Below are 24,294 nucleotides of genomic sequence, written 5' to 3'. Positions count from 1 at the left end.
CCGATTCGAGCCGCCTCACCGGACCGCACCGCCGAAACGCCGGCCGTTCCGATTCGAGCCGCCTCACCGGACCTCGCCTCCGAAACGCGTGGCCAACCGTTCCGCGACGGCGGTGAAGGCGACCACGGTGATCACCACCGCGACCGCGGCCGCGATGGACTGCTGCGGGAAGCCCGCGAGGATGGACGGCTGACCGTTCGCGATCATCAAGCCCCAGTCGGCGGCCGGTGGTTGCAGACCCAGGCCGAGGAACGAGATCGACGCCAGGTCGATCATGGCGTAGCCGAAGCCGATGGCGGCCTGGACCATCAGCAGCGGGGCGAGGTTCGGGACCAGGTGACGCAAGCAGATGTGCCAGGCGCCGAAGCCCTGCACGCGCAGCGCCTCGATGTAGGGCAGGTTGCGTTCACGCAGTGCCGCGGCCCGCATCACCCGGGCGATGACCGGCACGAACGCCAGCGACAGCGCCACCACCGGGGTGACGAAACCACTGCCGAACAGGGCCGCCACGGTGATCGCGAGGACCAGGCCGGGGAACGCGAACAGCACGTCCAGCGCCCGGGAGAGCAGCGCGTCGAACCAGCCGCCGGACCAGGCCGCGACGATCGCCACCGTCGCGCCGACGGTGCCCGCGGCCAGCACCACGATCAGCGGGCCGGCCAGGCTGGTCCGCGAGCCGTGGATCAGCCGGGACAGCAGGTCGCGGCCGAGGTCGTCGGTGCCGAGTGGGTGCGCCGCGGAGAACGGCGCGTAGGCGTCGAGTGGGTCGAGCGCGTTCGGGTCGTAGGGCGCGATCCACGGCGCGAGGACCGCCACGAGAACGACGAGGGCGCAGATGACGGCGGCGAACGGAACGGCCCGACGGACCCCGGGGATCGAGAGCGCGGTCATGCCGCCCCCTCCCGGGCCAGGCGCGGGTCGAGGGCCGCGTTGAGCACGTCGACCAGCATGTTCACCACGACGAACACGGTGACCAGCAGCAACGACAATGCCTGCACGACGATCACGTCCTGGCGGGCGGCGCTCTGCACCAGCAGCGAACCCAGTCCGGCCACCCCGAACGCCTGCTCGGCCACCGCGGTCGCGGCGAACAGCCCGGCCACCGTGACACCGGAGACCGCGACGATCGGCGGGGCGGCGTTGCGCAGCACGTGTCGGCGCAGCACAGTCCAGCGCGGCAGCCCGCGGATCCGGGCGGCGGCGACGTGGTCGGCGGCGAGTTCGGCGCGGACCTCGGCGCGGGTGATCCGGCTGACGTAGGCCAGATAGCCGCCGGTCAGCGCCAGTGCCGGGAGCGTCAGGTGATGGAGGCGGTCGGTGAACCCGGTGCCCGACCCGTAGACCGGGAACCACGACAGGGTGGTCGCGAACAGCCAGATCAGCAGGATGGCGGCGACGAACGCGGGTGCCGCCATCAGCACCGTGGTGATCACCGTGAGCGCCAGGTCGACCCGCCGGCCGCCGACCGCGGCGACGACCCCGAAGGCCACCCCCAAGATCAAGATCAGGAGGGCGGCGTACGCGACCAGCAGCACCGTGGTGCCCAGGCGCGCCCCGATCAGCGCCGTGACCGGCTCCTTGAGCACCATCGAGGTGCCCGGGTCGCCGCTGAGCAGCCCGGACAGCCAGGACCAGTACTGCGCCGGGAACGGCTCGTCGAGGTGGTAGCGGGCGCGGATCTCGGCCAGCGCGGCCGGACTGGGCTGGTTGCCCCCGGCCAGCAGGCCGGCCGGGTCGCCGGGGGCCAGGTACAACGCCCCGAAGATCACCAGGCTGGCCACCGCGACGGTGGTCACCACCCCGGCCAGCTTGCGGACGACGAACCCGGTCACGGTGCGCCGACCCGTGCGGCCCACGCGGAGCTGATGTAGGAGAAGGAGGCGGGCGCGCCGGTGATGCGCTTGTTCAGGAACAGCCGGTTGTAGGAGCCGGCCAGGGTGATCTGGAGCCTGGCCGGTGCGAAGACGGCCTGCGCGGCGACGAATCTCTCCGCCGATTTCGCCGGGTCGGTCTCCGAGACGGCGCCGACGATGTTCGCGGTGACGCCCGGGTCCCGGTAGTTCGTCCAGTTGAACGCGGCGCCCTCGAGCACGAAACCCGGTGCGTAGTAGAGCGCGCCCGGCACTTCGAGGTATCCGGTGGTGGCGATGAAGTCGATGCCCTGCCGCAGTCCGGGGTCGTAGAAGAGTCCGGCGAACTCGGCCGGTTGCAGCTGCCGCACGGCCAGGTCGAGGCCGATCTGCCGGGCGGCGGCCTGGGCGATGGTGGCCGTCTGCAGCAGCGACTGGTCGCCGGCCGGGATGGCGATGACCAGCGCGGTCCGGCTCGGGGCGGCCTCGGTGACCAGCTTCTTCGCGGCGTCCAGGTCGGCTTTCGAGGTGTCCGGGAGGGCGGCGTAGCCCGCGTCGTAGACACTCCTGGCCGGACTGCCCCGCCAGGACAGCGGCGGGGTGAAGGTCTTCAGCGGCTCCCCGGCGCCCTTGAGCACGCCGGCCACGAACGCGGTCTTGTCGATCGCCAGGTCGAGGGCCTGCCGGATCCGCGGGTCGGCGGCCGGACCGTCGGCGGCCACCGCGCCGAGGCTGAACGTCTCGGTGCTCGGCCCGAAGTACAGCCTGCCCGCGTCCGAGCGCTGCAGTGCGGCGATGCTGCCGACCGGGGCGCCGTAGACCCCGTCGACCTCGCCGGCGAGCAGGGCACTGGTCAGGGTGCTGCTGTCGGTCAGGAAGACGAAGTCGAACGCCGCGGCCTTCGCCTTACCGGCGCTGTCCCAGTAGGTGTCGTTGCGTGTCAGGGTGATCTTCTGGCCGCTCTGCCAGCCGGCGAGCCGGAACGGGCCGGTGCACATCAGGCCGCCGGTGGCCGTACCGAATGCGGGTCCGGCCTTTGACGTGAAGGCCTTCTGCACGATGGCGCCGGGAACGCCGGCCAGGTCCGGGACGAACTGCATGTCGGGGGTCTTGAACTCGACGGTGACCTCGAGGTCGCCGGTCTTCTCGATGGCGGCGACGTTGGCGTAGACGTGCGCCGCGTAGGAGGCGAGTTTCGGGTCCATGTGGCGGCTGAGGCTGTAGACGACGTCGTCGGCGGTGAGTGGGCTGCCGTCCCAGAAGGTGACGCCGTCGCGCAGGGTGATCACCACGGTGAGCGGGTCCTTCTGGACGATGCCACTGGCCAGGCCGGGGCTGGTGGAGTAGTCGGTCTCCAGGCGCAGCAGGCTCTCGCAGAGGTTGGTGCCGACGGTGTTGGCCGAGTAGTCGCCGGTGCGGGCCGGGTCGAGTGAGGCGGGTTCGCCGGCGGGCAGCGCCCAGGTCACCTCGGCCACGTCGCCGGTGGCGGCCGGGGTGGTCTCGACGAGCGTGATCGCGGGTGCGGCGGCCGGGCCGGCGCCCTGGCCGCCCGAGCAGGCGGTCAGGGTGAGGCCGAGCAGCAGCGTCGTCGCCGTTCCAGATATGAGCTTCACGGGTTCCCCCTGAGCGGGCGGTGTGGTGTCCGCCTCAGGTTTCCGCGCCGAGCCATAGATTGTCAATCCTGGAAATCAACTATTGATTGCGCTCGTCGGCGGGGTATCGTGCTGACGAAGAACCCTGGTTGTCCTCGCCCCAGCCCCCCGCTGGCCGATTGGTCCGGCATGCGTATGAGCGGGTTCCTCCGCCACCTGTGGTGGATCTACCTGGTGCTCGCTTCGACAGCGGCGACGGCATATGTGCTGACGCCGTTCCACTCCGCCTCACGCTGGGTGTACGTGCTGGTCAACTGCACCGCGCCGATCGCCACCTGGATCGGACTCCAGCGCAACGCGCCCCAACGGCGGGGCGGCTGGCAGGTCATCGTGCTCGGACTGGCGCTCTCCGGCATCGGCGACCTGATCTTCGCGCTGTACTCGCTGGACGGCACGAACCCGCCGTTCCCGTCCGTCGCCGACGCCCTCTACCTGGTCGCCCACCTGGCCATCGCGGCCGGCGCGGCGATGCTCGCGGCCCGCTCCGGCCGGACCGCGTTCCTCGACTCGGCGGTCATCCTCGCCCCGTTCGCCAGCATCGCCTGGCTGCTCGTGGTGAACCCGCTGGTCACCGAGGGCGGCACCGCCCTGGCCCGGTTCGTCGCGGTCTCCGCCCCGGCCAGCACCCTGGTCGTGCTCTACTGCGCGCTCGCCTTGGCCCTCGGCGTCGAGCTACGCGCCCCCGGCGTCCGATGGCTGGTCGGCGGACTGATCGCGTGGTTCGTCTCGGACGCCCTCTACACCCATCAGGTGCTGACCGGCACGTACGTCGAGGGCAAGCTGATCGATCTGGGCTGGATGGCCATGCCGATCCTGATCGCCACGGCCGGCCTGCACCCGTCGATGGTCTACACCAAACCCCGCCACTCGACGGTCAGCACGCTCACCGTGACCCGGGCGCTCACCCTCTTCGGCGCCGCGCTCGTGCTGCCCAGCCTGCACCTGTTCTGGGAAGCCGGCTCGGACACCGCGCTCGTGGTCGGCACCTGGACATCGGTCGCCCTGGTCGCGATGCGCCTGATCACGCCGATCCACGACCTGGCCCGCCGGGTCGGCCACGACGCGCTCACCGGCCTGGCCAACCGGGCACTGCTGATGGACCGGCTCGCCCTCGCTCTGGCCTCGCTGCCACCCGACGGCACGGCCCGGGTCGGCCTGCTCTTCTGCGACCTCGACCACTTCAAGAACGTCAACGACAGCCTCGGCCACGACGCCGGTGACCAACTGCTCGTCGCCATCGCCACCCGACTGCACGGCGCGGTCCGTCCCGGCGACACGGCCTGCCGGCTCGGCGGCGACGAGTTCGTCATCCTGATGCCGTCGGTCACCGAGGACGAGGCCGCCACGGTCGCCGACCGGGTCGCCGCCGAACTGGCCCGGCCGATGCGCCTCGCCGACGGCAGCGAGTTCTTCGCCTCGCTCTCCATCGGGCTGCGCACCACCGACCAGCTCAACGCCGACCCGGAGAGCCTGCTGCAGGACGCCGACACCGCGATGTACCAGGCCAAGGCGGCCGGGCGGGGTCGTATGGTCCGCTTCGACGTGCAGAGCCGAACCGAGGCGACCCGGCGGCTGCGCCGGGACGCCGACTTCCGCCGCGCGCTCGCCCACCCGGGTGAGCTGTTCTGCGTCTACCAGCCGGTGTTCCGGGTCGACGACGGCAGCCTCAGCTCGGTCGAGGCACTGGCCCGCTGGCAGCACCCGACCGACGGGGTCCTACTGCCGGCCGCCTTCGTCGGGGTCGCCGAGGCCACCGGCACGGTCGGCCAGCTGTTCGCGGTGGTCCTCGAGGAATCCCTGCACGAGCAGCGGACCTGGTACAACCGGACCGGCCGCTGGGTGCCGATCGCGGTCAACCTGTCACCGCGCCAGCTCGAAACCGGCACCGCCGAGGTGGTCCTGGCCGCGCTCGACCGGGCCGGCACCCCGCCGTCCGCGCTCACCCTGGAACTCACCGAGATGGGCCTGGCCATGCCGGAGACCGTCGAGGCCGCGCTCGGCCCGCTGCGTCGCGCCGGCGTGCAGATCGCCGTCGACGACTTCGGCACCGGCTACTCGTCGATGGCCCGGGTCGCCGACCACGCCTGGGACACCGTCAAGATCGATCACACGTTCGTGAACGGGATCGCCGCCGACCCGGCCCGGCGCGCGCTGGCCGACGCCATGATCGGGATGGCGCACGCGCTCGGCATGTCGTCGCTGGCCGAGGGCGTCGACGACCACGCCGACCTGGCCGTCCTGGCCGAACTCGGCTGCGAGTACGCCCAGGGCTACCTGCTGGCCCACCCGGTCGACGCCACCGGAATCCTGGAGATCCTGACCGCGCCGGCCGCGATCGGGGCCTGAGCCGCCTCCTCAGTGGCGGAATCCGCCCACGATCGCGGTCAGGTCCGACGCCAGCCGGGTCAGTTCGTCGGCCGCCTGCTGGGTGGTCCGCGCCCCGTCCGCGGTCGCCGCCGCCACGTCGGCCACCCCACCGACGGTCGCCGCCACGTCACCGCTGTTCCCGGCCGCCTCGGCCACCGACCGGCTCATCTCGGCGGTGGTCGCGGTCTGCTCCTCGACCGCCGACGCGATGGTCGTCGTGTAGTCCCCGATCAGCCCGATCACCTCGGTGATCTCGGCGATCGCCGAGGCCGCCGCGGTGCTCGACGACTGGATGGCGGCGATCCGGGCGGTGATCTCCTCGGTCGCCTTCGCGGTCTGCTGGGCCAGCTCCTTGACCTCACCGGCCACCACCGCGAAGCCCTTGCCCAACTCACCGGCCCGGGCCGCCTCGATCGTCGCGTTCAGGGCCAGCAGGTTCGTCTGCTCGGCGATGCTGGTGATCAGCTTGACCACCTCGCCGATCTCGGCGCTCGCCTCGCCCAGCTCGGCCACCTGCGCGTTGGTCCGCTCGGCGACCGACATCGCCTTGGTGGCCACCTGCGCGGCCTGCCCGGCGTTGGAGGCGATCTCGGTGATCGAGGCGCTCATCTCGTCGGCACCCGCGGCGATCGACTGCACCCCGGCGTTGACCTCCTCCGACGCCCGGGACGCGGTGGTCGCCTTGGTCGCCGCGTCACCCGCGCCGGCCTGCAGTTGCGCGGCCACCGCGGCCAACTCCTCGGCGGCCGCCGACAGGCTCACCGCGGTCCGCGACATGTCACCGCCGATCACCGACCGCAGGCGGGCCGCCGTCGCGTTCAGCGCCGACGCCAGCTGGCCCACCTCGTCCCGCCCGGGCACGTCGGCGGTCGCCGTCAGGTCGCCCTGCTCCACCCGGCGCAGCGCGGCCACCACCCGGGCCAGCCCGCCGCTCACCGACCGGGCCACGTAGACGCCCACGCCCAGCGCCAGCACCATGCCGACGAGCAGGATGACGATCAACTGAGTACGGGCCGACAGGTACGCGTCCTGCGCATGGGCGGCACCTGCCGTACCCTCCTTCTCCTGGATCTCGCTGAGGGCGCCGAGCGCATCGCTGACCTTGTCGAACGCCGGGTCGAAGAGCTCTTTCTCGGCTTTCGCGGCGTCCGCCGTCCGCATCTGCCGGCTCGCCGGCAGCAGGTGGTCGTCGGCCGCCGCCAGCATCTCGGCCAACGCGGCCTCGAACTGCTGCCGTACCTCGGCCTCACCTTCGACCTCAGGGCTCTTGCGGTATTCGGCCCAGGCGGCTTCCAACTCGTCGCGGAACTGTTCGATCTCCTGCTCACGATCGGCCATCTCGGCGGCCTGGGTCGAGATCACATGCCGTAGGGCGGTCGCGCGGATCTCGTTGGTGAGACCGTCGACGTCCGCCAGTCGTACCGCCGGGATCAGGTTTCGCTCGAAGATGCCGCCACCGGCCTCGTCGACCTCGCCCAGCTTGATCACCCCGACGGTGCCGGCGATGGCCGCGGCGAGCGCCGCGACCAGCACCGTGCACAACACCTTCATCAGAACCGGCAGGTCGGCCCAGCCACCCTTACGCGCCATGTCTCTAGCTAATACCGTTTTCTGATTTTTAAGTCGGGAATTTCATGCTCCGGCCCGGTCGAGCCGGGCCAGCTGCTCGGCGTCCAGCTTGAGACCGAGCGCGGGCACCAGATTCTCGAACTGCTCCCGGGTACGCGGCCCGATCAGCGGCAGCACCGGCGGCTCCGACTGGTGCAGCAGCCACGCCAGGACCAGCTGGTTCGGGGTCACCCCGAGCTCGGCGGCCAGCCCGGTCACCACGTCCAGGCGGGCGTCGGCGTCCGGTCCGGCGTACGAGCCCATCATCCAGTGCTCGGCCCGCCGCGCCGGATCGTCGTAGACACCCTTCACGATCGGCGAATAGGCGACCAGCGTCAGATCCCGATGCTCGGTCAGGTAGTCCATCTGCTCGTCGTCGACGATCGACGCGTTGCTCAGCCCGGCCCGCCGACGCAGGTACGAATGCTGCTGCTGCACCGCGACCGGGGCCGGCCAGCCGTACCTGTCACACAGCTGCCGGATCCGCTCCAGCCGCCAGGTCCGCACGTTCGACCAGCCAAGATAGCGGACCTTGCCAGCCGACACCAGCCCGGCCAGCGCCTCCAGGGTCTCCTCCAACGGCGTCGCCCGGTCGTCGACGTGCACGTAGTACAGGTCGATGTGGTCCACCCCGAGACGCCGCAGGCTGCCGTCCAGCGCGTGCCGCAGCGTGTCGGCGCCCGCTCCGGCGAACGTCCGGCGGGCCAGCTCCCAGTCCGGGGTGCCGTCGGCCGCCCACAGATCCGGGGAGTACTCCGGCAGCGCCGTGCCCTTCGTGGCCAGGAAGATCTCGTCCCGGTTGGCACGCTCCCGCATCCAGCGGCCGAGCAGCTCCTCACTCTCGCCGCCCCGGCTGCCCGGCCGGGACCACCACTCGTAGCAGTCCGCGGTGTCCACGAACGAACCGCCCGACTCCCGGTAGCGGTCCAGAATCCGGACCGCCTCCGGCTCGGCTGTGGCGCTACCCATCTGCATCGCCCCCAGCGCGAGGCTGCTGACCTGCTCGCCGGTCCGTCCCAGTTCGATGGTTCCGATACGCGTTGTGCTCATGTTCATCGACGCTAAAACCTGGAGCGCGCTCCAGGTCAAACCCGACCGTCGACTTCCGCTTCACCGCCGCAACCGGATTGACGCCGCGGCCTCTTGGACCGCCCCCTGCGCAACCTCTCGGGCTGAATTCTCCGCCGTGGTCGCTCGGTCCGGCCTTTCCGTGCGGCCTCTGGCCGGCGACAGCAGGCGCCGGCCCAGCAGGGCGGCGCCACTCAGCAGTGCGGCGGCCAGCCAGCCCGCACAGAGACCCGCGAACGGGCTCCCGGCGAACGCGACCCCGCCCAGATAGCCGAGCAGCAGCGCCTGCCCGGTCCACAACAGCCCGCCGACCAGCGTGAACGTCACAAACCTGGGGAGCGCGAACCGGACCATCCCGGCGGTGTAGGCGGTCACCGACCGTACCCCCGGCAGATATCGCCCGAAGACCAGCAGAAACGGACCATGCCGCCGCATCACCGAGACCACCTGGTCGTGCAGTGCGGCGCCCCGGTTCCCTCGCCGCAGGCGGCGGGTCACCGCAGGCCCACTGCGACCCCCGAGGCGGTACGCGAGAAGGTCGCCCCCGAGCACTCCAGCGGTAGCGGCGGCCAGCACCGCGAGCACCGCCAACGGCCCCCGTCCGTACTCCGCGACCGCGACTCCACTGGCCACGACGGCGGTCTCACCGGGCATGAACGGCAGCAGCGCATCGAGCACCACGAACGTGAACACGGCCACCAGCACCCAGCCGCCCAGGACCGGCAGATCGACATGCGGCATCGGCACCTCCCCCGCCCCGCCGACAGTCGCACCCCCGAACGGCGCCGGAATGACATCCACGAAGACGCCACAAGTCACCCCCGTGATCGAACCCCGACCCACCGTGTCGGCCTGCGCCTCCGGTACCGCGGGGCCGGGGTCATCGGTGGTGGGCGGGGGCGGGGCGGGACAGCGGGAGGGACGCGGCGGTCATGGCGAACACCGCGACCGCTCCGGCCAAGGGGGCGAAGGTGAAGGCGTACCGGATGCCCTCGGCGACCAGGGGGCCGGTGACGGCCGCACCCGCCGCGCTGCCCACGGTGAAGGCGGTGATGATCCAGGCGAAGGCTTCGACCGCGGTTCCGGGTGGGGTCAGCCGGTCGGCGGTGAGGAAGACCGCGGTGAGCAGCGGGGGCAGGGCCAGGCCGCTGACCGCGAGCAGGGCCGCCATCGGTATCGGGCCGGGGACCAGCAGCAACGGCAGGTAGCCGAGGGCGAACGCGCATGCGGCGAGGGGCAGCCGGCCGGGGCCGCCGGGTTTGGCGCGGGTGTAGAGCAGGCCACCGGTGAGAGCGCCGACGGCTTGGGCGGCGAGGAGCCAGCCGCTGAGGGAGCGGCTCCCGGCGGCTTCGGCGTAGCCGGTGACCACGACGGGCAGACTGCCTACGGCGGCGCCGGCACAGATCACGCCGGCGACGATGACGACGAACCTGGGTACGCGAAGGGGGCCCGCCCAGTGTCGGACACCGGCTTCGCCGCGCCAGGTGCGCACGACCGGGGTGAGGGCGAATCCGGCGACGCCGACGAGTTGGAGTACGGCCATCACCAGGAGTCCGGCGGCGGGTCCGGCTAGGCCGACGGCGGCGAGCGTGACCAGGGGGCCGGTCACGTAGATGACCTCCTGGACGGCGAGGTCCAGGGAGTAGGCGGCGGCCACACTGTCGGCCGGGACGAGGGCCGGCCAGAGGGCGCGCAGGCAGGCTTCCAGCGGTGGTGTCCCGAAGCCGGCGAGAACCGCTCCGGCGATCATGATCGGGATGCGGTGGTCGCCGACGGCGACGGCGACGAATCCGACGCCGGACAGCAGCGCGGACCCCCACAGCACCGGTGGTTGCCGCCAGCGGTCGACGATCCGGGCGAGCAGGGGTGCGCTGACCGCCATGCCCGCCGTGTACGCGGCGACGACCAGCCCGGCGAGGGTGAGGCCGTGCACCTCGCGGGCGTAGAGCAGGAGGGCGAGCGGGGCGGCGGCCATCGGCAGACGGCCGGTCTGGCTGGAGACGAGCAGGGCGCGCACGTGTTTCGCGCGCAGCACGGTGCTGAGGGAAGGCATGTCGGATCGCTCCGGGTTAGAGACTGACGGATGGCGGTCGCGGACCCCGGCCGCAACGGCGACGGGAGTGCGGCCGGCGAAAGCGGTCACGCACCATCGCCGCCGGGGGCGGCCGGGAACGCGGCAGGCAGGCGCGCCGGATGTCAGGGAGCGAAGTCGGCCCGGTCGTGGTCGTTGCCGTACAACGGCAGGTCAGGCGTCATCCACCGCGCGTAGGCGGCGGCGATGGCCTGGACCGGGTTCATTCCCGCACCCTAAGCCATTCGCGGACGGCGCGCGTCGCCCGTACGTCGTCCTCGTTGTAGTCGAGCAGCCGCCGGGCGGCGACCGGATCGCCCTCGCGGGCCGCCGCATGCCAGGTTTGGGATTGCAGCCCGCCGGGGTCGGTGTCGCGCCAGACGTGCCCGGCGCCGTGCCGGGCGATGATCTTGAGGCCGTGTCCGGCGCGGGAGTCGACCGCGGCCCGGACCAGCGGCAACAGGTCGATCCAGGCGTCCGGGTGGGCGGGCCCGTCGGGCAGCGGCGGGAAGCGGCGGGCGTGCCGCGGCTCCGGCGACGCGTAGTGGAAGACGAGCAGGCTGCGGCCGCGGGCGGCGGCGTCGGCCGCGACGGCGGCCAGGTGGTCCAGGCAGGCGCGGGCCAGACGTTCCTCGTCGGTCGCCGCGAAATCGACGAACGGGGTGTACGTGGCGACGCCCTCCTCGGTGACCAGCAGCCCCACAGGTAGACGACGTCGTCGGCGCCCCATTCGACGTCGATGTCCACCTCGACGTCCGCGTACGGCAGGTCGCGCCCGTCCCGCCGGCGCACGATCAGCCCGTCCCGGGCCAGCTGAGCCGCGGTGACCGCCTTACGCAGCCGGAACGCGCGGGTCCGCAGGTGGCCGACCTCCCCGCCGTACAACCCGGCGAGCAGCTCGGCCGGATCCTCGGCGGCGAGATCGTCGACGGTGTGCACACCCGCGGCGCGGAGGGCGAGATATTCGCGTACGCCGAGGGCGCCCCGGAGTTCGGCGCTGAGATCCCCGGCGGGCAGCGTGTCCACACAGACCGGCGCCCAGCGACAGCCCGCGCACTCCTCCTGGCCGATCGGCTCGACCAGGGGCGCCGGGTCGTCCGGCGCGCCCCGCCGCTGCCGGGCCGCGTCGGCGATCCGGCGGCGGAACCCGTGCTCGTGGTCGTACCGTTCCAGGGCGCTGCGGGTGGCCACCCCGCCGGTGCGGGAGAAGGTGCGGAAGGCGGGGGCACTCAGGTCGTACCAGATCAGAATCGGATCGCCGGGCCGGTCCGTGCCGCAGATCGCGCCGCGGGGTTGTCCGGCCGCATGGCCGCAGGCCTCGAGCATGCGCCAGTAGTGGGCGAGTTGGAGCAGGTCCTCCTCGCGGTGCCGGGCCCCGCCGTCGGGCAGCGGCACCGCGTCGCGCCAGGCCGGCGCCTTGAGGGTGCTCGCCGGCGCATTGTCGTGCTTCCGGTCGAGGACGTGGTGGGCCTTGATGTCCGCCGGGTGGTATCCGCGGTCGTCGTCCCGCAGCAGGATGTCGGGTTTGCCGGTACGGGCGCCGTCGTGGTCGTCGGGCAGCCGGCCGCCGACGATGATCGCCGCGCCGGCCCGCATGGCGCCGATCGTCGCGCCGATGTGGACGTGTTTGTCGCCGTCGAGGTCACGCAGGTCGACGTATCCGGGCAGGTCGAGCGCCGCCCACATGTCCAGGACCTCGGTCTCGAAGTCGACGCCGGCGTCGAAGAGGGCCTGCATCTCCGGCGTGACCCGCACCTCGGGCCGGGGCACGGTCGGGTCGTACGCGTTGTGGACGGCCCGCGCGCAGGACTTGGCGGCGTAGCCGCTGAGCAGAATCGGTCTCAAGTCAGGGACGCAGAGTTCCGGAGGTCAGCCCGTCCCGGGCACGGGCGACGGCGTCGAGGCCGAGCGTGTGCAGTTCACGCAACAGCGCCTCGGTCTCGTCGAGGGCCCGGAACGCCGCCCCGTACCGCCGCTGCTCCTCGATCTCCATCTGCGGAATGCGTGCGCCGCGGACGTCGGCCCGGTAGGTGCCGCTGCTGCTGGTGTTCCGGGCGGTGTTGGCCGGGCCGCGCAGGAATCCGCGTAGATAGTCGGTGTCCAATTGGTCGCTGGCCGAGGTGGCGCCCCTGTCGTCGATGTCGACGAGACCGGCGCGGGCCAGGTCGGCGATCCGTAACGTGCCGCCCTCGATCGTGCCGTTGCCAGCCGTTAGTTCGGGTATCAGCGCGGCTATCCGGGCGGCCAGTTCGTGAATTCCGGCGCGGGCGCCCGCGTATTCCTCGGCCTGCCCGGACAGGCCCGCGGACAGGTGCGCGGCCGGGGTCAGGTCGACCGACTCGTCCAGCAGATCGATCACCGGGACGTCCGTGTACTGCGACGATTCGGCTTCGAACGGACCGGCCGGGTCGGCGGCCGACAGATCGACCAGCCGCACCGACGAGGCGGGCCGCGCACCGTCGGCGAGACGACGGAGAATCCACAGATGTACGGGCTGGGCGTGCGACGCCACCATTCCGGGCGGCAGCGCCACCACCGTTTCCAGAACGCCCGCCCGCAGCAGTTCCGACCTGATGCGTTTACCGGCCCGGCGATAGGCGACCGACGGCGGCATCACGAAGACGACCTTTCCGCCCGGTGCGGTGTGCGCGTAGCAGTGTTGCAGCCACGCCAGTTCGGTCTCCGCTTTCGTGGGAATGCCGAATTCCCAGCGCCGGTCCAGCAACAGACTGTCGCGTCCCCAGTCGGTGAGCCCGGCCGGCGGATCGCAGACCACCAGCTCGGCCCGCAGGGACGGCCACGCGTCGGCCTGGAGCGAGTCGCCGGTCCGCATCTCCAATTCGGCGTCGACGAGCCGGGCACGCGCGCGGGTCAGGGTGACGGCGGCCGGATCGGCGTCCTGACCGACGTGCCGGGTGGCGGCGCAGGCCAGCAGCAGGGTGCCCGCGCCGGCGGCCGGGTCGAACACGGTGCCGTCGACCGGTCCGGCGAACCGGGCGACCGCCTCGGCCAGGTGTGTTGACGTCATCGCCGTACCGGACGAGATCAGGCGGTCGGTGAACGCGGTGACCACCGCGGCGGCCGAGGTCTCCTCGGCCATCGCCAGCAGCCGCCTCCGAGACGCCTCGTCGAGCCGCCCCGCCGCCCCTTCGGCCGCGCCGATCCGCCCCGCAGCCGCTTCGGCCGCGCTGATCCGCTCCGCCTGCCCTCCCGGCTCGCCGAACCGCCCCGCCGCCGCTTCGGTGAGGATTGTCGCGACCTCGGCGACCGCGCTGATCATGTCCTCGCCGTGCAGGGCGCGCAGCTCCTGCCAGACCAGCACCTCGTCGGACACGTCGGTGTTCTTGCGTTGCGAGTCGAGCCAGGCGGTGATGTCGGTCAGGGCGAACAGGGCGTTGCGCCCGCCACCGACCGGCTCCGGGAAGTCGGGGTGGCGGCGGCGCCAGTTGGAGACCGCCGCGCGGGTGACGCCGGCCAGGCGCGCCACCTCGGCGGCGGAGATCAATCTGCTCGGTGTCGGCCCGGTCACGAGCCAGACTTTACAGGTTGACCAGCGATCTAACGACTCTCAGCCATGACAGTGTCAACATACGAATCCTTCGACAGGGTCGCCCGCGACCTCTGCGTCAGCACCACGAACACGAGCACGATCAGGGCCGCGCCGAACGACCACAGACCGACCTGCTCGCCCAGGAACAGCGCCGACCACAGCAGGGTGAGCACCGGCTGGACGAGCTGGATCTGCCCGACCCGGGCGATCCCACCGCGGGCGAGCCCGGCATACCAGGCGAAGAACCCCAAGAACATCGACACCACGGTGAGATATCCGAACGCCGCCCAGCCCGCCGGGCCCGCCTGCGGCGGATCAGCGACGGCGGCGGCCAGCGTCAACGGCACGGTCACCGGCAGCGCCACGATCAAAGCCCAACAGATGGTACGGGCACCGCCGAGTTCCCGGGCCAGCATGCCACCCTCGGCGTAGCCCAGTCCGCACAGGCCGACAGCCGTGAGCAGATAGAGATCGGTGACCGTCACACCGCCCCGCACGGTTCCACTGACCACCAGGAACGTCAGCACCGCGACCAGCCCGCTCGCACTGGCGATCCAGAACAGCGCCGGCGGCCGCTCCCCCGCCCGCAACACGGCGAGCACCGCGGTGGTGGCCGGCAGCAGGGCGATGACGACCGCCCCGTGCGCCGAGGTCTGGCTGGTCAGCGCGAGGGAGGTGAACAGCGGGAACCCGGCCACCACCCCGAGCGCCACGATCGTCAGTCGGCGCCACTGCTCCCGAGAGGGCCGGGGCGCCCCGCTGAACCGCAGATAGGCCGCGGCGAGCGCGGCGGCCCCGACCGCCCGGCCGAACGCGACGAACCACGGGTCGAGTTGCTGCACGGCGACCCGGGTGGCGGGCAGCGACATGCTGAAGGCGAGGACACCCAGCGCACCGAGTGTTATCGCCCCGGCGGCAGTAGCGCTACTCTTGTCTCTCATGTTCAACAGTAACGCAGCCGATCGGGTGGTCCAAGAGCTGCGCGGCCTGGCCGGTGCCGCTGCGGCCGGGACCCGCCTGCCGTCGGTGCGGGAGCTGACCGACCGGCATCAGGCGTCCCCGGTCACGGTGGCCGCGGCGATCCGGCAGCTCGTCGCGGAGGGCCTGGTGGAAACCCGGTCCGGGCGGGGGACGTTCGTCGCCGCCCGTCCCGTGGCACCACTGTCGCCGCCCGACCTGTCGTGGCAGACGGTCGCGCTCGGGCCGCGCCGGTTCGGTGAGGAGGAGATGCAGGCGTTACTGGCGTTACCGCCGTCCGGCACGATTCCGCTGACCGGTGGTTATCTCGACGCCGATCTCCAGCCGGCCGCCGCCCTGGGTGCCGCACTGGCTCGGGCGGCTCGGCAGCCGGCCGTCTGGCAGCGGGGGCCGGTCGAGGGGCGGGATGACCTACGCGCCTGGTTCGCCCGCGAGACGCAGCCGTCGTCCGGCGACGGGCTCCAAGCCGCCGACATGGTGATCTGTCCCGGCGGGCAGGCGGCGTTGTCGTCGGCGCTGCGGGCCCTCACCGAACCCGGCGACACCCTGCTCGTCGAGTCGCCCACCTACCTCGGGGCCCTGGCCGCCGCGCATGCCGCCGGTCTGCGGGTGGTACCGGTCCCGGCCGACCGCGACGGTGTCCGGCCCGATCAGTTGGCGGCGGCGTTCACCCGTACCGGCGCGCGGCTCTTCTACTGCCAGCCACTCCACGCGAACCCGACCGGCGCCACCCTGTCGCCCGCTCGGCGTCCCGCGGTGCTGGCCGCGATCCACGCGGCGGGCGCGTTCCTGATCGAGGACGACTACGCCCGCGACCTGACGATCGACGGCGACCCGCCGCCGCCGCTGGCTGCCACCGATCCCGACGGCCACGTCGTCTACCTGCGTTCCTTGACGAAGTCGGCGGCGCCCGGTCTGCGGGTCGCCGCGCTGGGCGCCCGGGGCCCGGCCGGAGCCCGCCTCCGGGCCGCCCGCCTGCTCGACGACTTCTTCGTGGCGGGTCCCCTGCAGCAGGCCACGATCGAATTCGTGACGAGCCCGGCCTGGTCCCGGCACCGCCGTCGCCTGCGCACCGAACTCCGCACCCGCCGCGAAGCCCTCCTGACCGCCCTGACCCGCCACCTGCCGGCCCTGCTCCCGACGGCCGTCCCGGCCGGCGGCCTGCACCTGTGGTCCCCGCTGCCACCGGGCACCGACGACGTGGCGGTGGCGGCCACCGCGGCCACGGCAGGCGTGACCGTCTTCCCGGGCCGCCCCTGGCACGCCGCCGAGCCCCCGTCCCCACACCTGCGCCTCACTTACGCGGCGGCACCCCCGTCGGCCATGGACGAGGCCGTCCGCCGCCTGGCCACCGCCCTCCCCCGAAGCCCGAAGACGTAGCCGGCCCCCAGAGCCGCCCCGACACCCCGACAACAGCCCTCACCACCAGCCGACCCTTCACTCCCAGCTGGCGCTGAGGGCTGCCCCGACAAACCCCACAAACACCTTGAAAGCCACCCAAGCCCTCGCCCCTTTGCCAGCGTTGAGGGTTACCCGAGAAACCCGACAAAAGCTCTTACAGCCAGCGAAACACTCACCGCCGGCCGGCGCTGAGGGCTGCGCTTGCGGCCTGACGACAGCCCTCGGCGCCAGTCGCCTGCCCCAGCTGGTCCGCGGGGCTGCCCCCGACAACCCGACGACAGCTCCTCACCAGCAGCTGCCCACTCCAGCTGGCGCTCAGGGCTGCTTCGACGGCCCGACGACTGCCCTCGGCGCCAGCCGGCAAAGCAGCTGATGGTCGGGGCTGTGCTGACGGGCCGATGGCAGCGACCACGAACAGCTGGTGGGTCGGGACGGCACTGGCGGGCGGGCCTGCAAGATCGGCAGGATGGCGGCCATGAAGGCTGAGGAGGCGCCGTTTCCGGCGTCGTGGTGGGGTACCGGGTTGGCGTCGGCAGGAGTGGCGGCCCGGCCGGACGTGGGAACCTATGGGCGGTATTCGTTCGCGGAACTGCCGCCGCTGCCGTTCTCGTTGAACGGCGATTTCGGCTGGCTGCGTGAGCAGGCGGCCCACGACGCATGGGCGATCAACGAAAACGGCGGGACGCACGAGGAGCTTCCGCTGCTGCGGTCGGCTTGCGAGGCTGCCGGGCTGGCCCTTCCGGATTCTTTCGTACGATTCATGAGCACCCCGGAACTGCAGGAGCGAGTGCGCTCGTCCACCGCCTGCTATCTGGATCTGGACGTCGGCTCGGTGCCGTCGCCGACCGGGAAGGGTCACCTGATCCGGTTCCTGGCCGACCAGCAGGGCTGTCTGTTCTGGTATCTGTACCTGACCGAGGACGGCTCGGAACATGCCGTGGTCTGCACGGTCGACCTGTACTCACACGGCGACGAACCGGACCCGGCCGCGGAACCCGACGAGATCCAGTTCTGCGCGGAGTCGTTCGAGGCGTTCCTGTGCCGCTACTGGCTGGAGAACGAGATCTTCTTCGCCGAGGACGACGAGGACGAACTGCCGGCGGTGGCCGCGGAGTACATCGAGCGATACCGCACCTGAGCCCGGACGCATACCGGGCCGCGCCGGCTGCCGGACCACCGGCACGGGTTTCCCGCCGAAGGCGGGTGTGACGGCCGGTGGTCTTCGGCGCGTCACCACAACCCGGTCTTTGGACCGCCTCCGCCCGAAAGACGCGCTGGCGGCCGCGCCGCCACCGGGACGTCGCGGGGTAGCCACGGCGCTCTCGGTGGCCGTACCGAATAGGGGTTATGTCCCGCAGAAGGTGCGGTAGGTGCCGAAGTCCGGTGGGCCCGGTTCCGTGAAGCGGTCGAGGCCCGGGCGCTCGTCGAACGGTGAGGTGATCGCGTCGAGGAGGCGGTGGAGTGGTTCGAGGTCACCGTCGGTAGCCGCCGCGAGGGCCTCCTCGACGAGGTGGTTGCGGGGGATGTAGAGGGGATTGACCCGGTTCATGGCTTCGTGGTCGGGGCCGAGGGCACGCCACCGCTTGATCCAGTCGGCGAGCTCGCCGTCCCCCTCCGAGCCGCGGGCCAGGTCCCGGAAGAATGACGTGAAATCGACTCCGCCGGCCTTGAGGAGAGCGAGCAGATCCTCGGTCAGCGACGTGAGCGCGGCGTCATCGACGTCACGCTCGGTGAGGCCGAGTTTGGCCCGGAAACCGGTCAGGGTGGCCGCCGCATACCGCCCCCGGAACTCCGAGAGCGCCTCGGTGGCCCGGCCGATCGCCTGCTCCTGATCGTCGTCGAAGAGTGGGAGCAGCGCCTCCGCGAGTCGGGCGAGGTTCCACTGGGCGATGCCGGGCTGATTGCCGTAGGCATACCGCCCACCTTCGTCGATGGAACTGAACACGGTGGCCGGGTCGAACGCATCCATGAATGCGCACGGACCGTAGTCGATGGTCTCGCCGGAGATGGTCATGTTGTCGGTGTTCATGACGCCGTGGATGAAGCCGGTGAGCATCCATCGAGCGATGAGTTCGGCCTGCGCGCCGACCACCGCCCGATAGAGCCCGAGCGGGCCGTCCACCTGCGGATAGTGCCGTGCGATGGCGTGCCCGGCGAGCCGCCGGAGCAGCTCGTCGTCGCCGGTCGCGCGAGCGAACTGGAAACTCCCGACCCGCAGGTGACTGGCCGCGACCCGGACCAGGATCGCCCCGGGCGCGAGATTCTCCCGAACGATGCTCTTACCGGTGGCGATCACCGCGAGTGACCGTGTGGTGGGGATGCCGAGCGCGTGCATGGCCTCGCTGATCACATACTCGCGCAGCATCGGCCCGACCGCGGCGAGCCCGTCCCCGCCGCGCGCGAACGGTGTCCGCCCCGACCCCTTGAGGTGCAGATCGCGCCCGCCGAGCTCGCCGAGCAGCAGCGCCCGCCCGTCGCCGAGCCGTGGCGAATACCCACCGAACTGATGCCCCGCATAGGCCTGGGCGACCGGCTTCGCACCGTCGGGCAGCGCGTTGCCGGTGAGGAACCGCAGCCCGTCATCGGTGCGCAGCCACTCCGGGTCGAGGCCGAGCTCGGCGGCGAGCGGTTCGTTGAGCACAAGCAGCCGGGGTGCGGCCACGTCGGCGGCCGACCAGGCGACGGCCATCTCGGGCAGCTCATCGGCGAACCGGTGGGCGAGGGCGATGACGGGCGCGGATACGTCACTCACCGGATCAACGGTACGTCGCCCACCCCCGACCGGCCCGCCGAGGTGGCCGTGGGCCGGATCACCGCTCGCCTCTCGATGGCGCCGATCGCTGCTCGTCATCCATCGGCGCGGGTCAGGCCGCGAATCAAATCGTCGATGGTCGACCGTCGCTCCGGGTCGGGGTGAAGGGCGGCCGCCAGCGGCTCGTCCAGCCGGCCCCAATCCGGCCGTAGCCGCGCCACCGGCAGTGGGTCCGCGCCGGGCGCCTCCCCGGTGACCAGGTGATAGACGATCGCCGCCAGCTGATACACGTCGGATGCCGCCGCACCACCGGCCCGCATCTGTTCGGGCGCACGGTAGGCGTCGGTCCCCTCCCCGGCCTCCGGCCGCGTCGCCGCCAGGCCGGCATCCCGCAGCCACATCCGGTCCCGCGACGCGAGCAGCACTTCAGGACGCAGCGCGCGATGAGCCCGCCCGGTTTCATGAAGACCTTCGAGGGTACGGCCGACGAGCACGATTCCACGGAGGACATCGTGCAGGACCCGCCCCGGCAGCGGCGGCCGCCCGTGCAACTCGGTGACGGCCACCCCGGGCGGCATCCCGGTGGCATAGGTGTAGGACGCGGCATCCTCATGCCGGAACACCACCCGCGGAAGCCCGGAAACCACATCGTGCAGCCGAGCCTCGACCTTCAGCTCGGTCCGCCACCGCCCGGCACAGTCCTCACCGTGGGCCGCACCGAGCCGGTCACCACCGCGAGCCACCGCGAGCGGGTCCCCGACCCGAGCCGCATCGAGACGGGCGAGGCGGACCTCACGACCTCGGACACTGCTCTGCCGGGCGTCGGCGCGCAGCACGAGACAGCCCTCGTCCAGGGCATGGATCTCCGCGGCCCCTCGAACACAGAAGATCTCACTGCCGGCGCGGATCTCCCGCCGCCTCGAGTACATATCGACACCAGTCGACAACACTCGGTCACCATAGGTTTCCGGACCTCATTCGGCAACCCAAGGTGACCATCCGATCACGCTGCATCTCCGTGACGGCCGCCCGGCCGGAAGTAGCCGCCGGTTATCGCCCTGGGGTCGGCATCGGCCAGTGCCGGGGTGGCGACCCCGAACGGGCCCGAGGCGTTCGAGGTGAGGGTCGGCAGCCGCCCTTCGACGACGAGCTGATGAAGGCTGCGCAACGAGCGCGCGATGCCCTCCTCCGCGACGTAGGTGTCGTTTCCCAGCACACTCTGAGCGTTCAAGATGTTGGAGGCGACGCCGGTGGCGGTCTCCGCCGCCAGTTCCAGCTTCGTCTTCTCCTCGTCCGGCGGCACCAGGCCGTTCAGGATGGTGCCGCCGACATCGACCAGCACGGCGCCGGCCAGCACGGCGGCCGGGCCGGTCACCAGTCCACCGACCGCGGTGCCGACCACGCACATCGCGATGGAACCCCACTTCAAGACGTCGGCGCCGGTACAGGCGCCGTTGCTGAGCTGCTGAGCCGCCTTGATGCCCTGGTCGAGCAGGTTGAGCACCGCTCTGCGCATCCGGATGTGGACGATCTTCGAGCCCTCGATCGCGCTACGGGTGTACTTGATCACCTCTCGCTGGTTGGGCACCACTGTCTGCAGCGGGGTGACGAAGTAGTCGATGAAGTTGTCCTTGAACGCGCCGTCCCAGAACTTCAGGTCGTCACGGACGTCGTTGATCCGCCCGAGAGCCGGGGAGACTCCGGTCCAGGTGCCGTCGGGGTTGGCGTTGCCGTCCAGGAGCGCCTCGATCGTGGCGAGCGCGGCGATGATCGGATCGAGCGCGTCCGGGTCCGGGTCGAGAAATCGCTCGAACGACGGGATCACCCACTCGTAGTCCTGGGTACTAACCTGTTGCCGGTACCGATCAACCTCGGCCTGGTCGATCGGCAGGCCGTCCCATTCGCCGGGGTGCGCGTTCGCCCACTTGTCGTTGACCGCCCGAGTCCAGGACGCGGCGTCCTCGAGAGTCTGCCGGATCAGCTCCTGCTTGAGCTTGCCGGCCCGGTCGCGTACAGCCTGCTGGTATGCCTGTCCGGCGAGGTCCGCCGGAGTGACCAGATCGGTCTCCGCCATGATGTCTCCTTCCCCGATCGGATTCGGCTCAGGCCGTCGGGTACGGGGTGCCGGGATCGTCGTCCGAGCCCGCCGTCGGCGGGTTGGAGGCTGTGTCCGCCGGATTGAGATTCCGCGGGTCCTCGAGGTATTCGCGCAGCAGTTCGGCGTTCGCGGTGTCCGCGTCGAGGTAGGCCTGCGTCGCGTTCCGAACCCCCTGGGCCGCGTCCAGCACCGTGGTGCCGACGTGTTCCATCATGGCCTGCAGTTCGCTGCGCATGGCTTCCCAAGGGCCGCCGATCGTGCTGGTCATGACGCTGGAGCCGGGATAGGCGGGCGCGCCGGCCCGGAACCTGCCGGCACCACCCTGCGATCCGCCGAGCAGCCGGTTCGCGTCGTAGAACACGTCCGCCACCCGGGGCAGATGCACCTCCGACACCCGCCACAGCCGGAACAGATCACCACCGGTCACTTCGGCCGCCATGTCGCCGTCACCCCGTTCGATCAGTCAGGCCCGCCGTCGGCGGGCGATCCAGAGAAGCAGAGCCAGGAGCGCGACCACGAGGACGCCGCCCACGGCCCAGTACCACGTCGGCGTGCGGGACGAGCCCTGGCCGTTGTCGGCGGAGGCGGCGACCGGCGCCGAGAAGATCCGGCTGCCCAGGGTGTCGACCAGGTAGAGCGGGCCGGCGGGTGCCGCTTCGGCGGCCACCGCCAGCGGATCGTCGGCACCGAACGGATCAGCCGGGAGGTCCGCTGCCGTGCTCACCGCGCCGTCGTCGGCCAGCCGCCGCGCCTCACGTCGTGTGTTGTCGATGACATAGACGCCGTCCTTGCCCGCGCTGATCGCGATGGCGTGGAACGGCGTGGATGTGGGCCGTCTCTCGTCTGCCGCCCAGCGGCCGTCGGCGGACTCCACGATCGTCGCGATCTTCCCGCCGTGCAGGCGGCTCAGCATGGACGACGCGCTGACGATCCAGACGTCACCCGCGGTGTCCGCGGCCAGCCCGACCGGAAGGCCGACAGGCGTCGAGATCGGCCGGCTCCCACCACCCGGCCCGACCTCGATGACGCGGTTGTTCTCTCGGTCGGCGAGGTGCAGAACGCCGTCACCGGTCACCGCGAGACCGTTGATCGTGTTGATCGGCCCGCCGAGCACGGTGGGGTCCACCCGGACCGTGATGGTCCCGTCCGGCGCCAGCGCGTAGACCCGCGACACCGTGCTGTCGGCGATGAAGAGCGTGCCGTCGCCGCCGATCGTGATGGCGTTGGGCGAGCCCAACGCGATACCGGTGCCCTTCGTGTTGGGCGGCAGCGGCAGCTGCGGCACGGTCGATCTGCCGTTTCCGGCGACCGTGCGGATGATGCCGTCGGGGCCGATGGCGCGCACCCGACGATTGACCATGTCGGCCACGAACAGGGTGCCGTCAGCGGCGACGGCTGCCGCCGTCGGCTTGTTCAGCTCGGCTTCCACGGCCGGCCCGCCGTCTCCGCTGAACTCGGCGCCGCCTCCGCCCGCCACCAGCTTCGGCGCGGTGCCACCCGGTTGCGCGAGCGCCGGCGCCGGCGCGTCGAGCACCAGAATCGTCAGAGCCGCGAGGGTGGCGGCGCGTTTTCTCGTCACGTCCGATGTGTACCACCGGTAACCGGCTGTAGGTTCATCTGAGTCGATAAAAAGTGTTGATCAAGCTGGGAGAACGTGGATCAATGTGGGACGGCGAGGTCGATCTGGGCGAGCGGTTGCGAACGCTGTCGGTGACCGCCACCTCCTCGGACGGCGCCATCCGGGCGACCGTCACCGGTGACAACCGGCTGTCGCTGCGCCTCCAGCCGGGGACCTATCAGTGGTACGACGAGCGTGGCATGGTCCGCCAACTCTCCAGCCTCGGAACCACCACATGGGTGGCGTGGACCCGCCAACGCGACGAGCTCATCCGGCTCGCCTCGGGACGCAGCCGGATCGAGGCGGAACAGAGCAGGCAGCAACACGCCGACCTGGGGCAGCAACGCTTCGCCGAGGACCTCCGCCGGCTCGAGTGCGAGGGCTGGTCCACCGGCCGCTCGGTGCGCATCGGGCTCACCGGCGCCACCCGATGGCAGGTCGAGATCGCCGACGGAACGCTTCGCGACCGGTCCGAGCAGGAGTTCATCGCCGAGGTCGGCTCGGCCTTCGACGCCCTGATCGGGGATCGCACGGCCAAGCTTGCGCTACTGCGAGCCGAGCACTTCGACATCGGCGTGCCGGCCAGCTGGATCCGGCGCGTACAGGACTCGAGTTGACCTCTCTCCGCCCGCGGGTGGGGCGGCGCTCAACTGAGGCGGTTGCCGCAGAAGCGGAACAGCTCGTCGGAGGCGTTGGGGTCGATCCATTCGAAGGTGCCGCGTAGCAGGTCGGCCCGCTGGTCGACGGTGGTCACCGCGGCGGTCAGTTCGCCCCACGGCATCGTCACGTGGAGCAGGGTGCGCTCTATGCCGTACGGCAGCGAAGGAAGATTGTCCTCGGTGGTGGCTCGCAGCAGCAGGCCGGAGGTGGAGATGTCCTCGACGCGGCCGGTGAGCGGGACCAGGTGGCGGCCGTCGATGTTCTCGATCTGGGCGGTGCCGACCGCCGGATAGGTGCCCGGGCGGCGGGCCGAGGCGCGGCGCTGCACCACGTCGGTGGGTGCATCGCCGATGACGGTGAGCTGGTCGTTGCGGAGTTCGGCCTCGACCCAGGTGACACCGGCCGAGGTGACGAGTTCGAGGATGCCGATGCGGCGGACGCCCGGGCCGTCGAGGCTGAGGACCGGGATCGGTTCCAGGTCGGCCAGGAACGGTGCGGAGACGTCGGCGAGGGAGACGAGGACGATGGCCTGGACGCCCGGGCATCGCAGCGTGAGGCTGCTCCCCGCGGGCACGGTGATCATCATTCCCCCCGGTGAAACGCCGTCGACGAACCGCACGT

Annotated in this window: 20 protein-coding genes; 4 read left to right on the top strand and 16 right to left on the bottom strand. The window is 71.5% G+C overall.

Annotated features, from left to right (window positions below; genetic code table 11):
* Positions 1–63 precede the first annotated feature (63 nt).
* From Q0Z83_RS01115 to Q0Z83_RS01105, 3 genes are read right to left on the bottom strand one after another with little or no spacing between them, the layout of a single operon-like run.
* Entirely contained in the window at positions 64–891 is an 828-nt protein-coding gene (locus tag Q0Z83_RS01115) for an ABC transporter permease (protein WP_317791869.1), read from the bottom strand.
* Positions 888–1,832 carry an ABC transporter permease gene (locus tag Q0Z83_RS01110; RefSeq protein WP_317791868.1) on the bottom strand — a complete coding sequence of 315 codons (945 nt, stop codon included), beginning with the start codon at positions 1,830–1,832 and terminating at the stop codon, positions 888–890. The genes Q0Z83_RS01115 and Q0Z83_RS01110 overlap by 4 nt, the downstream gene beginning before the upstream one ends.
* Complete coding sequence (locus Q0Z83_RS01105; RefSeq protein ID WP_317791867.1) at positions 1,829–3,463, bottom strand: ABC transporter substrate-binding protein; 1,635 nt, start codon at positions 3,461–3,463, stop codon at positions 1,829–1,831. The genes Q0Z83_RS01110 and Q0Z83_RS01105 overlap by 4 nt, the downstream gene beginning before the upstream one ends.
* Before the next feature lie 174 nt (positions 3,464–3,637).
* On the opposite strand from Q0Z83_RS01105, the gene Q0Z83_RS01100 reads away from it, so the two are divergent.
* Positions 3,638–5,848: a putative bifunctional diguanylate cyclase/phosphodiesterase gene (locus Q0Z83_RS01100; RefSeq protein ID WP_317791866.1), complete on the top strand. Its 2,211-nt coding sequence runs from the start codon at positions 3,638–3,640 to the stop codon at positions 5,846–5,848.
* Positions 5,849–5,857: 9 nt separating this feature from the next.
* On the opposite strand, the gene Q0Z83_RS01095 is transcribed toward Q0Z83_RS01100, so the two are convergent.
* The 7 genes from Q0Z83_RS01095 to Q0Z83_RS01065 all read right to left on the bottom strand — a co-directional run bounded on the left by Q0Z83_RS01095 (position 5,858) and on the right by Q0Z83_RS01065 (position 15,107).
* Complete coding sequence (locus Q0Z83_RS01095) at positions 5,858–7,459, bottom strand: HAMP domain-containing methyl-accepting chemotaxis protein (RefSeq protein ID WP_317791865.1); 1,602 nt, start codon at positions 7,457–7,459, stop codon at positions 5,858–5,860.
* Between the two features lie 42 nt (positions 7,460–7,501).
* Positions 7,502–8,527 carry an aldo/keto reductase gene (locus Q0Z83_RS01090; protein ID WP_317791864.1) on the bottom strand — a complete coding sequence of 342 codons (1,026 nt, stop codon included), beginning with the start codon at positions 8,525–8,527 and terminating at the stop codon, positions 7,502–7,504.
* A gap of 60 nt (positions 8,528–8,587) precedes the next feature.
* Entirely contained in the window at positions 8,588–9,286 is a 699-nt protein-coding gene (locus Q0Z83_RS01085) for a DedA family protein (RefSeq protein WP_317791863.1), read from the bottom strand.
* A 139-nt stretch (positions 9,287–9,425) separates the two neighbouring features.
* Positions 9,426–10,598 (bottom strand): MFS transporter, encoded by a 1,173-nt coding sequence (locus tag Q0Z83_RS01080; RefSeq protein WP_317791862.1) that lies wholly within the window; start codon positions 10,596–10,598, stop codon positions 9,426–9,428.
* A gap of 241 nt (positions 10,599–10,839) precedes the next feature.
* Positions 10,840–11,346: a ribonuclease H-like domain-containing protein gene (locus tag Q0Z83_RS55695; protein WP_378079224.1), complete on the bottom strand. Its 507-nt coding sequence runs from the start codon at positions 11,344–11,346 to the stop codon at positions 10,840–10,842.
* Between the two features lie 1,116 nt (positions 11,347–12,462).
* Positions 12,463–14,145 carry an N-6 DNA methylase gene (locus tag Q0Z83_RS01070; RefSeq protein ID WP_317791860.1) on the bottom strand — a complete coding sequence of 561 codons (1,683 nt, stop codon included), beginning with the start codon at positions 14,143–14,145 and terminating at the stop codon, positions 12,463–12,465.
* Between the two features lie 29 nt (positions 14,146–14,174).
* Positions 14,175–15,107, bottom strand: coding sequence for a DMT family transporter (locus tag Q0Z83_RS01065; RefSeq protein WP_317791859.1), 933 nt, complete (start codon positions 15,105–15,107; stop codon positions 14,175–14,177).
* On the opposite strand from Q0Z83_RS01065, the gene Q0Z83_RS01060 reads away from it, so the two are divergent.
* Positions 15,106–16,524, top strand: a complete 1,419-nt coding sequence (locus Q0Z83_RS01060; RefSeq protein ID WP_317791858.1) for an aminotransferase-like domain-containing protein — start codon at positions 15,106–15,108, stop codon at positions 16,522–16,524. The two genes, Q0Z83_RS01065 and Q0Z83_RS01060, sit on opposite strands and share 2 nt — an antisense overlap.
* 496 nt (positions 16,525–17,020) lie before the next feature.
* On the top strand, positions 17,021–17,683 hold the full coding sequence (locus Q0Z83_RS01055; protein WP_317791857.1) for a hypothetical protein: 663 nt from the start codon (positions 17,021–17,023) through the stop codon (positions 17,681–17,683).
* Between the two features lie 207 nt (positions 17,684–17,890).
* Here the strand turns inward: Q0Z83_RS01055 and Q0Z83_RS01050 are convergent, their stop codons facing one another.
* From Q0Z83_RS01050 to Q0Z83_RS01030, 5 genes are all read right to left on the bottom strand, one after another.
* The gene (locus Q0Z83_RS01050) at positions 17,891–19,297 is read right to left on the bottom strand and encodes a protein adenylyltransferase SelO (RefSeq protein WP_317791856.1); all 1,407 of its coding nucleotides are present in this window, start codon (positions 19,295–19,297) and stop codon (positions 17,891–17,893) included.
* 95 nt (positions 19,298–19,392) lie between these two features.
* Positions 19,393–20,226, bottom strand: a complete 834-nt coding sequence (locus Q0Z83_RS01045) for a protein kinase family protein (RefSeq protein ID WP_317791855.1) — start codon at positions 20,224–20,226, stop codon at positions 19,393–19,395.
* Positions 20,227–20,300: 74 nt separating this feature from the next.
* Positions 20,301–21,371: a hypothetical protein gene (locus Q0Z83_RS01040; RefSeq protein ID WP_317791854.1), complete on the bottom strand. Its 1,071-nt coding sequence runs from the start codon at positions 21,369–21,371 to the stop codon at positions 20,301–20,303.
* A gap of 28 nt (positions 21,372–21,399) precedes the next feature.
* A complete protein-coding gene (locus Q0Z83_RS01035) occupies positions 21,400–21,834 on the bottom strand; it encodes a hypothetical protein (protein WP_317791853.1) in 435 nt (144 codons plus the stop codon).
* Positions 21,835–21,858: 24 nt separating this feature from the next.
* Entirely contained in the window at positions 21,859–22,974 is a 1,116-nt protein-coding gene (locus Q0Z83_RS01030; RefSeq protein ID WP_317791852.1) for an NHL domain-containing protein, read from the bottom strand.
* Between the two features lie 83 nt (positions 22,975–23,057).
* Here Q0Z83_RS01030 and Q0Z83_RS01025 point away from each other — a divergent pair, with 83 nt between their 5' ends.
* Positions 23,058–23,630 (top strand): YbaB/EbfC family nucleoid-associated protein, encoded by a 573-nt coding sequence (locus Q0Z83_RS01025; protein WP_317791851.1) that lies wholly within the window; start codon positions 23,058–23,060, stop codon positions 23,628–23,630.
* A 29-nt stretch (positions 23,631–23,659) separates the two neighbouring features.
* On the opposite strand, the gene Q0Z83_RS01020 is transcribed toward Q0Z83_RS01025, so the two are convergent.
* Positions 23,660–24,256 carry a hypothetical protein gene (locus Q0Z83_RS01020; RefSeq protein WP_317791850.1) on the bottom strand — a complete coding sequence of 199 codons (597 nt, stop codon included), beginning with the start codon at positions 24,254–24,256 and terminating at the stop codon, positions 23,660–23,662.
* Between the last annotated feature and the right edge of the window lie 38 nt (positions 24,257–24,294).

It is taken from the genome of Actinoplanes sichuanensis, from assembly GCF_033097365.1.
Classification (GTDB): Bacteria; Actinomycetota; Actinomycetes; order Mycobacteriales; family Micromonosporaceae; genus Actinoplanes; species Actinoplanes sichuanensis.
This window is presented reverse-complemented; position numbering and strand designations above follow the sequence as displayed.

Bases quoted from the DNA above. Each gene is read 5' to 3' on its own strand.
- Q0Z83_RS01115 (WP_317791869.1), bottom strand. From the start codon at position 891: ATGACCGCGCTCTCGATCCCCGGGGTCCGTCGGGCCGTTCCGTTCGCC.
- Q0Z83_RS01100 (WP_317791866.1), top strand. From the start codon at position 3,638: ATGAGCGGGTTCCTCCGCCACCTGTGGTGGATCTACCTGGTGCTCGCT.
- Q0Z83_RS01095 (WP_317791865.1), bottom strand. From the start codon at position 7,459: ATGGCGCGTAAGGGTGGCTGGGCCGACCTGCCGGTTCTGATGAAGGTG.
- Q0Z83_RS01090 (WP_317791864.1), bottom strand. From the start codon at position 8,527: ATGAGCACAACGCGTATCGGAACCATCGAACTGGGACGGACCGGCGAG.
- Q0Z83_RS01085 (WP_317791863.1), bottom strand. From the start codon at position 9,286: ATGCCGCATGTCGATCTGCCGGTCCTGGGCGGCTGGGTGCTGGTGGCC.
- Q0Z83_RS01080 (WP_317791862.1), bottom strand. From the start codon at position 10,598: ATGCCTTCCCTCAGCACCGTGCTGCGCGCGAAACACGTGCGCGCCCTG.
- Q0Z83_RS55695 (WP_378079224.1), bottom strand. From the start codon at position 11,346: ATGGGGCGCCGACGACGTCGTCTACCTGTGGGGCTGCTGGTCACCGAG.
- Q0Z83_RS01060 (WP_317791858.1), top strand. From the start codon at position 15,106: ATGTTCAACAGTAACGCAGCCGATCGGGTGGTCCAAGAGCTGCGCGGC.
- Q0Z83_RS01065 (WP_317791859.1), bottom strand. From the start codon at position 15,107: ATGAGAGACAAGAGTAGCGCTACTGCCGCCGGGGCGATAACACTCGGT.
- Q0Z83_RS01055 (WP_317791857.1), top strand. From the start codon at position 17,021: ATGAAGGCTGAGGAGGCGCCGTTTCCGGCGTCGTGGTGGGGTACCGGG.
- Q0Z83_RS01045 (WP_317791855.1), bottom strand. From the start codon at position 20,226: ATGTACTCGAGGCGGCGGGAGATCCGCGCCGGCAGTGAGATCTTCTGT.
- Q0Z83_RS01040 (WP_317791854.1), bottom strand. From the start codon at position 21,371: ATGGCGGAGACCGATCTGGTCACTCCGGCGGACCTCGCCGGACAGGCA.
- Q0Z83_RS01035 (WP_317791853.1), bottom strand. From the start codon at position 21,834: ATGGCGGCCGAAGTGACCGGTGGTGATCTGTTCCGGCTGTGGCGGGTG.
- Q0Z83_RS01025 (WP_317791851.1), top strand. From the start codon at position 23,058: ATGTGGGACGGCGAGGTCGATCTGGGCGAGCGGTTGCGAACGCTGTCG.
- Q0Z83_RS01020 (WP_317791850.1), bottom strand. From the start codon at position 24,256: ATGATCACCGTGCCCGCGGGGAGCAGCCTCACGCTGCGATGCCCGGGC.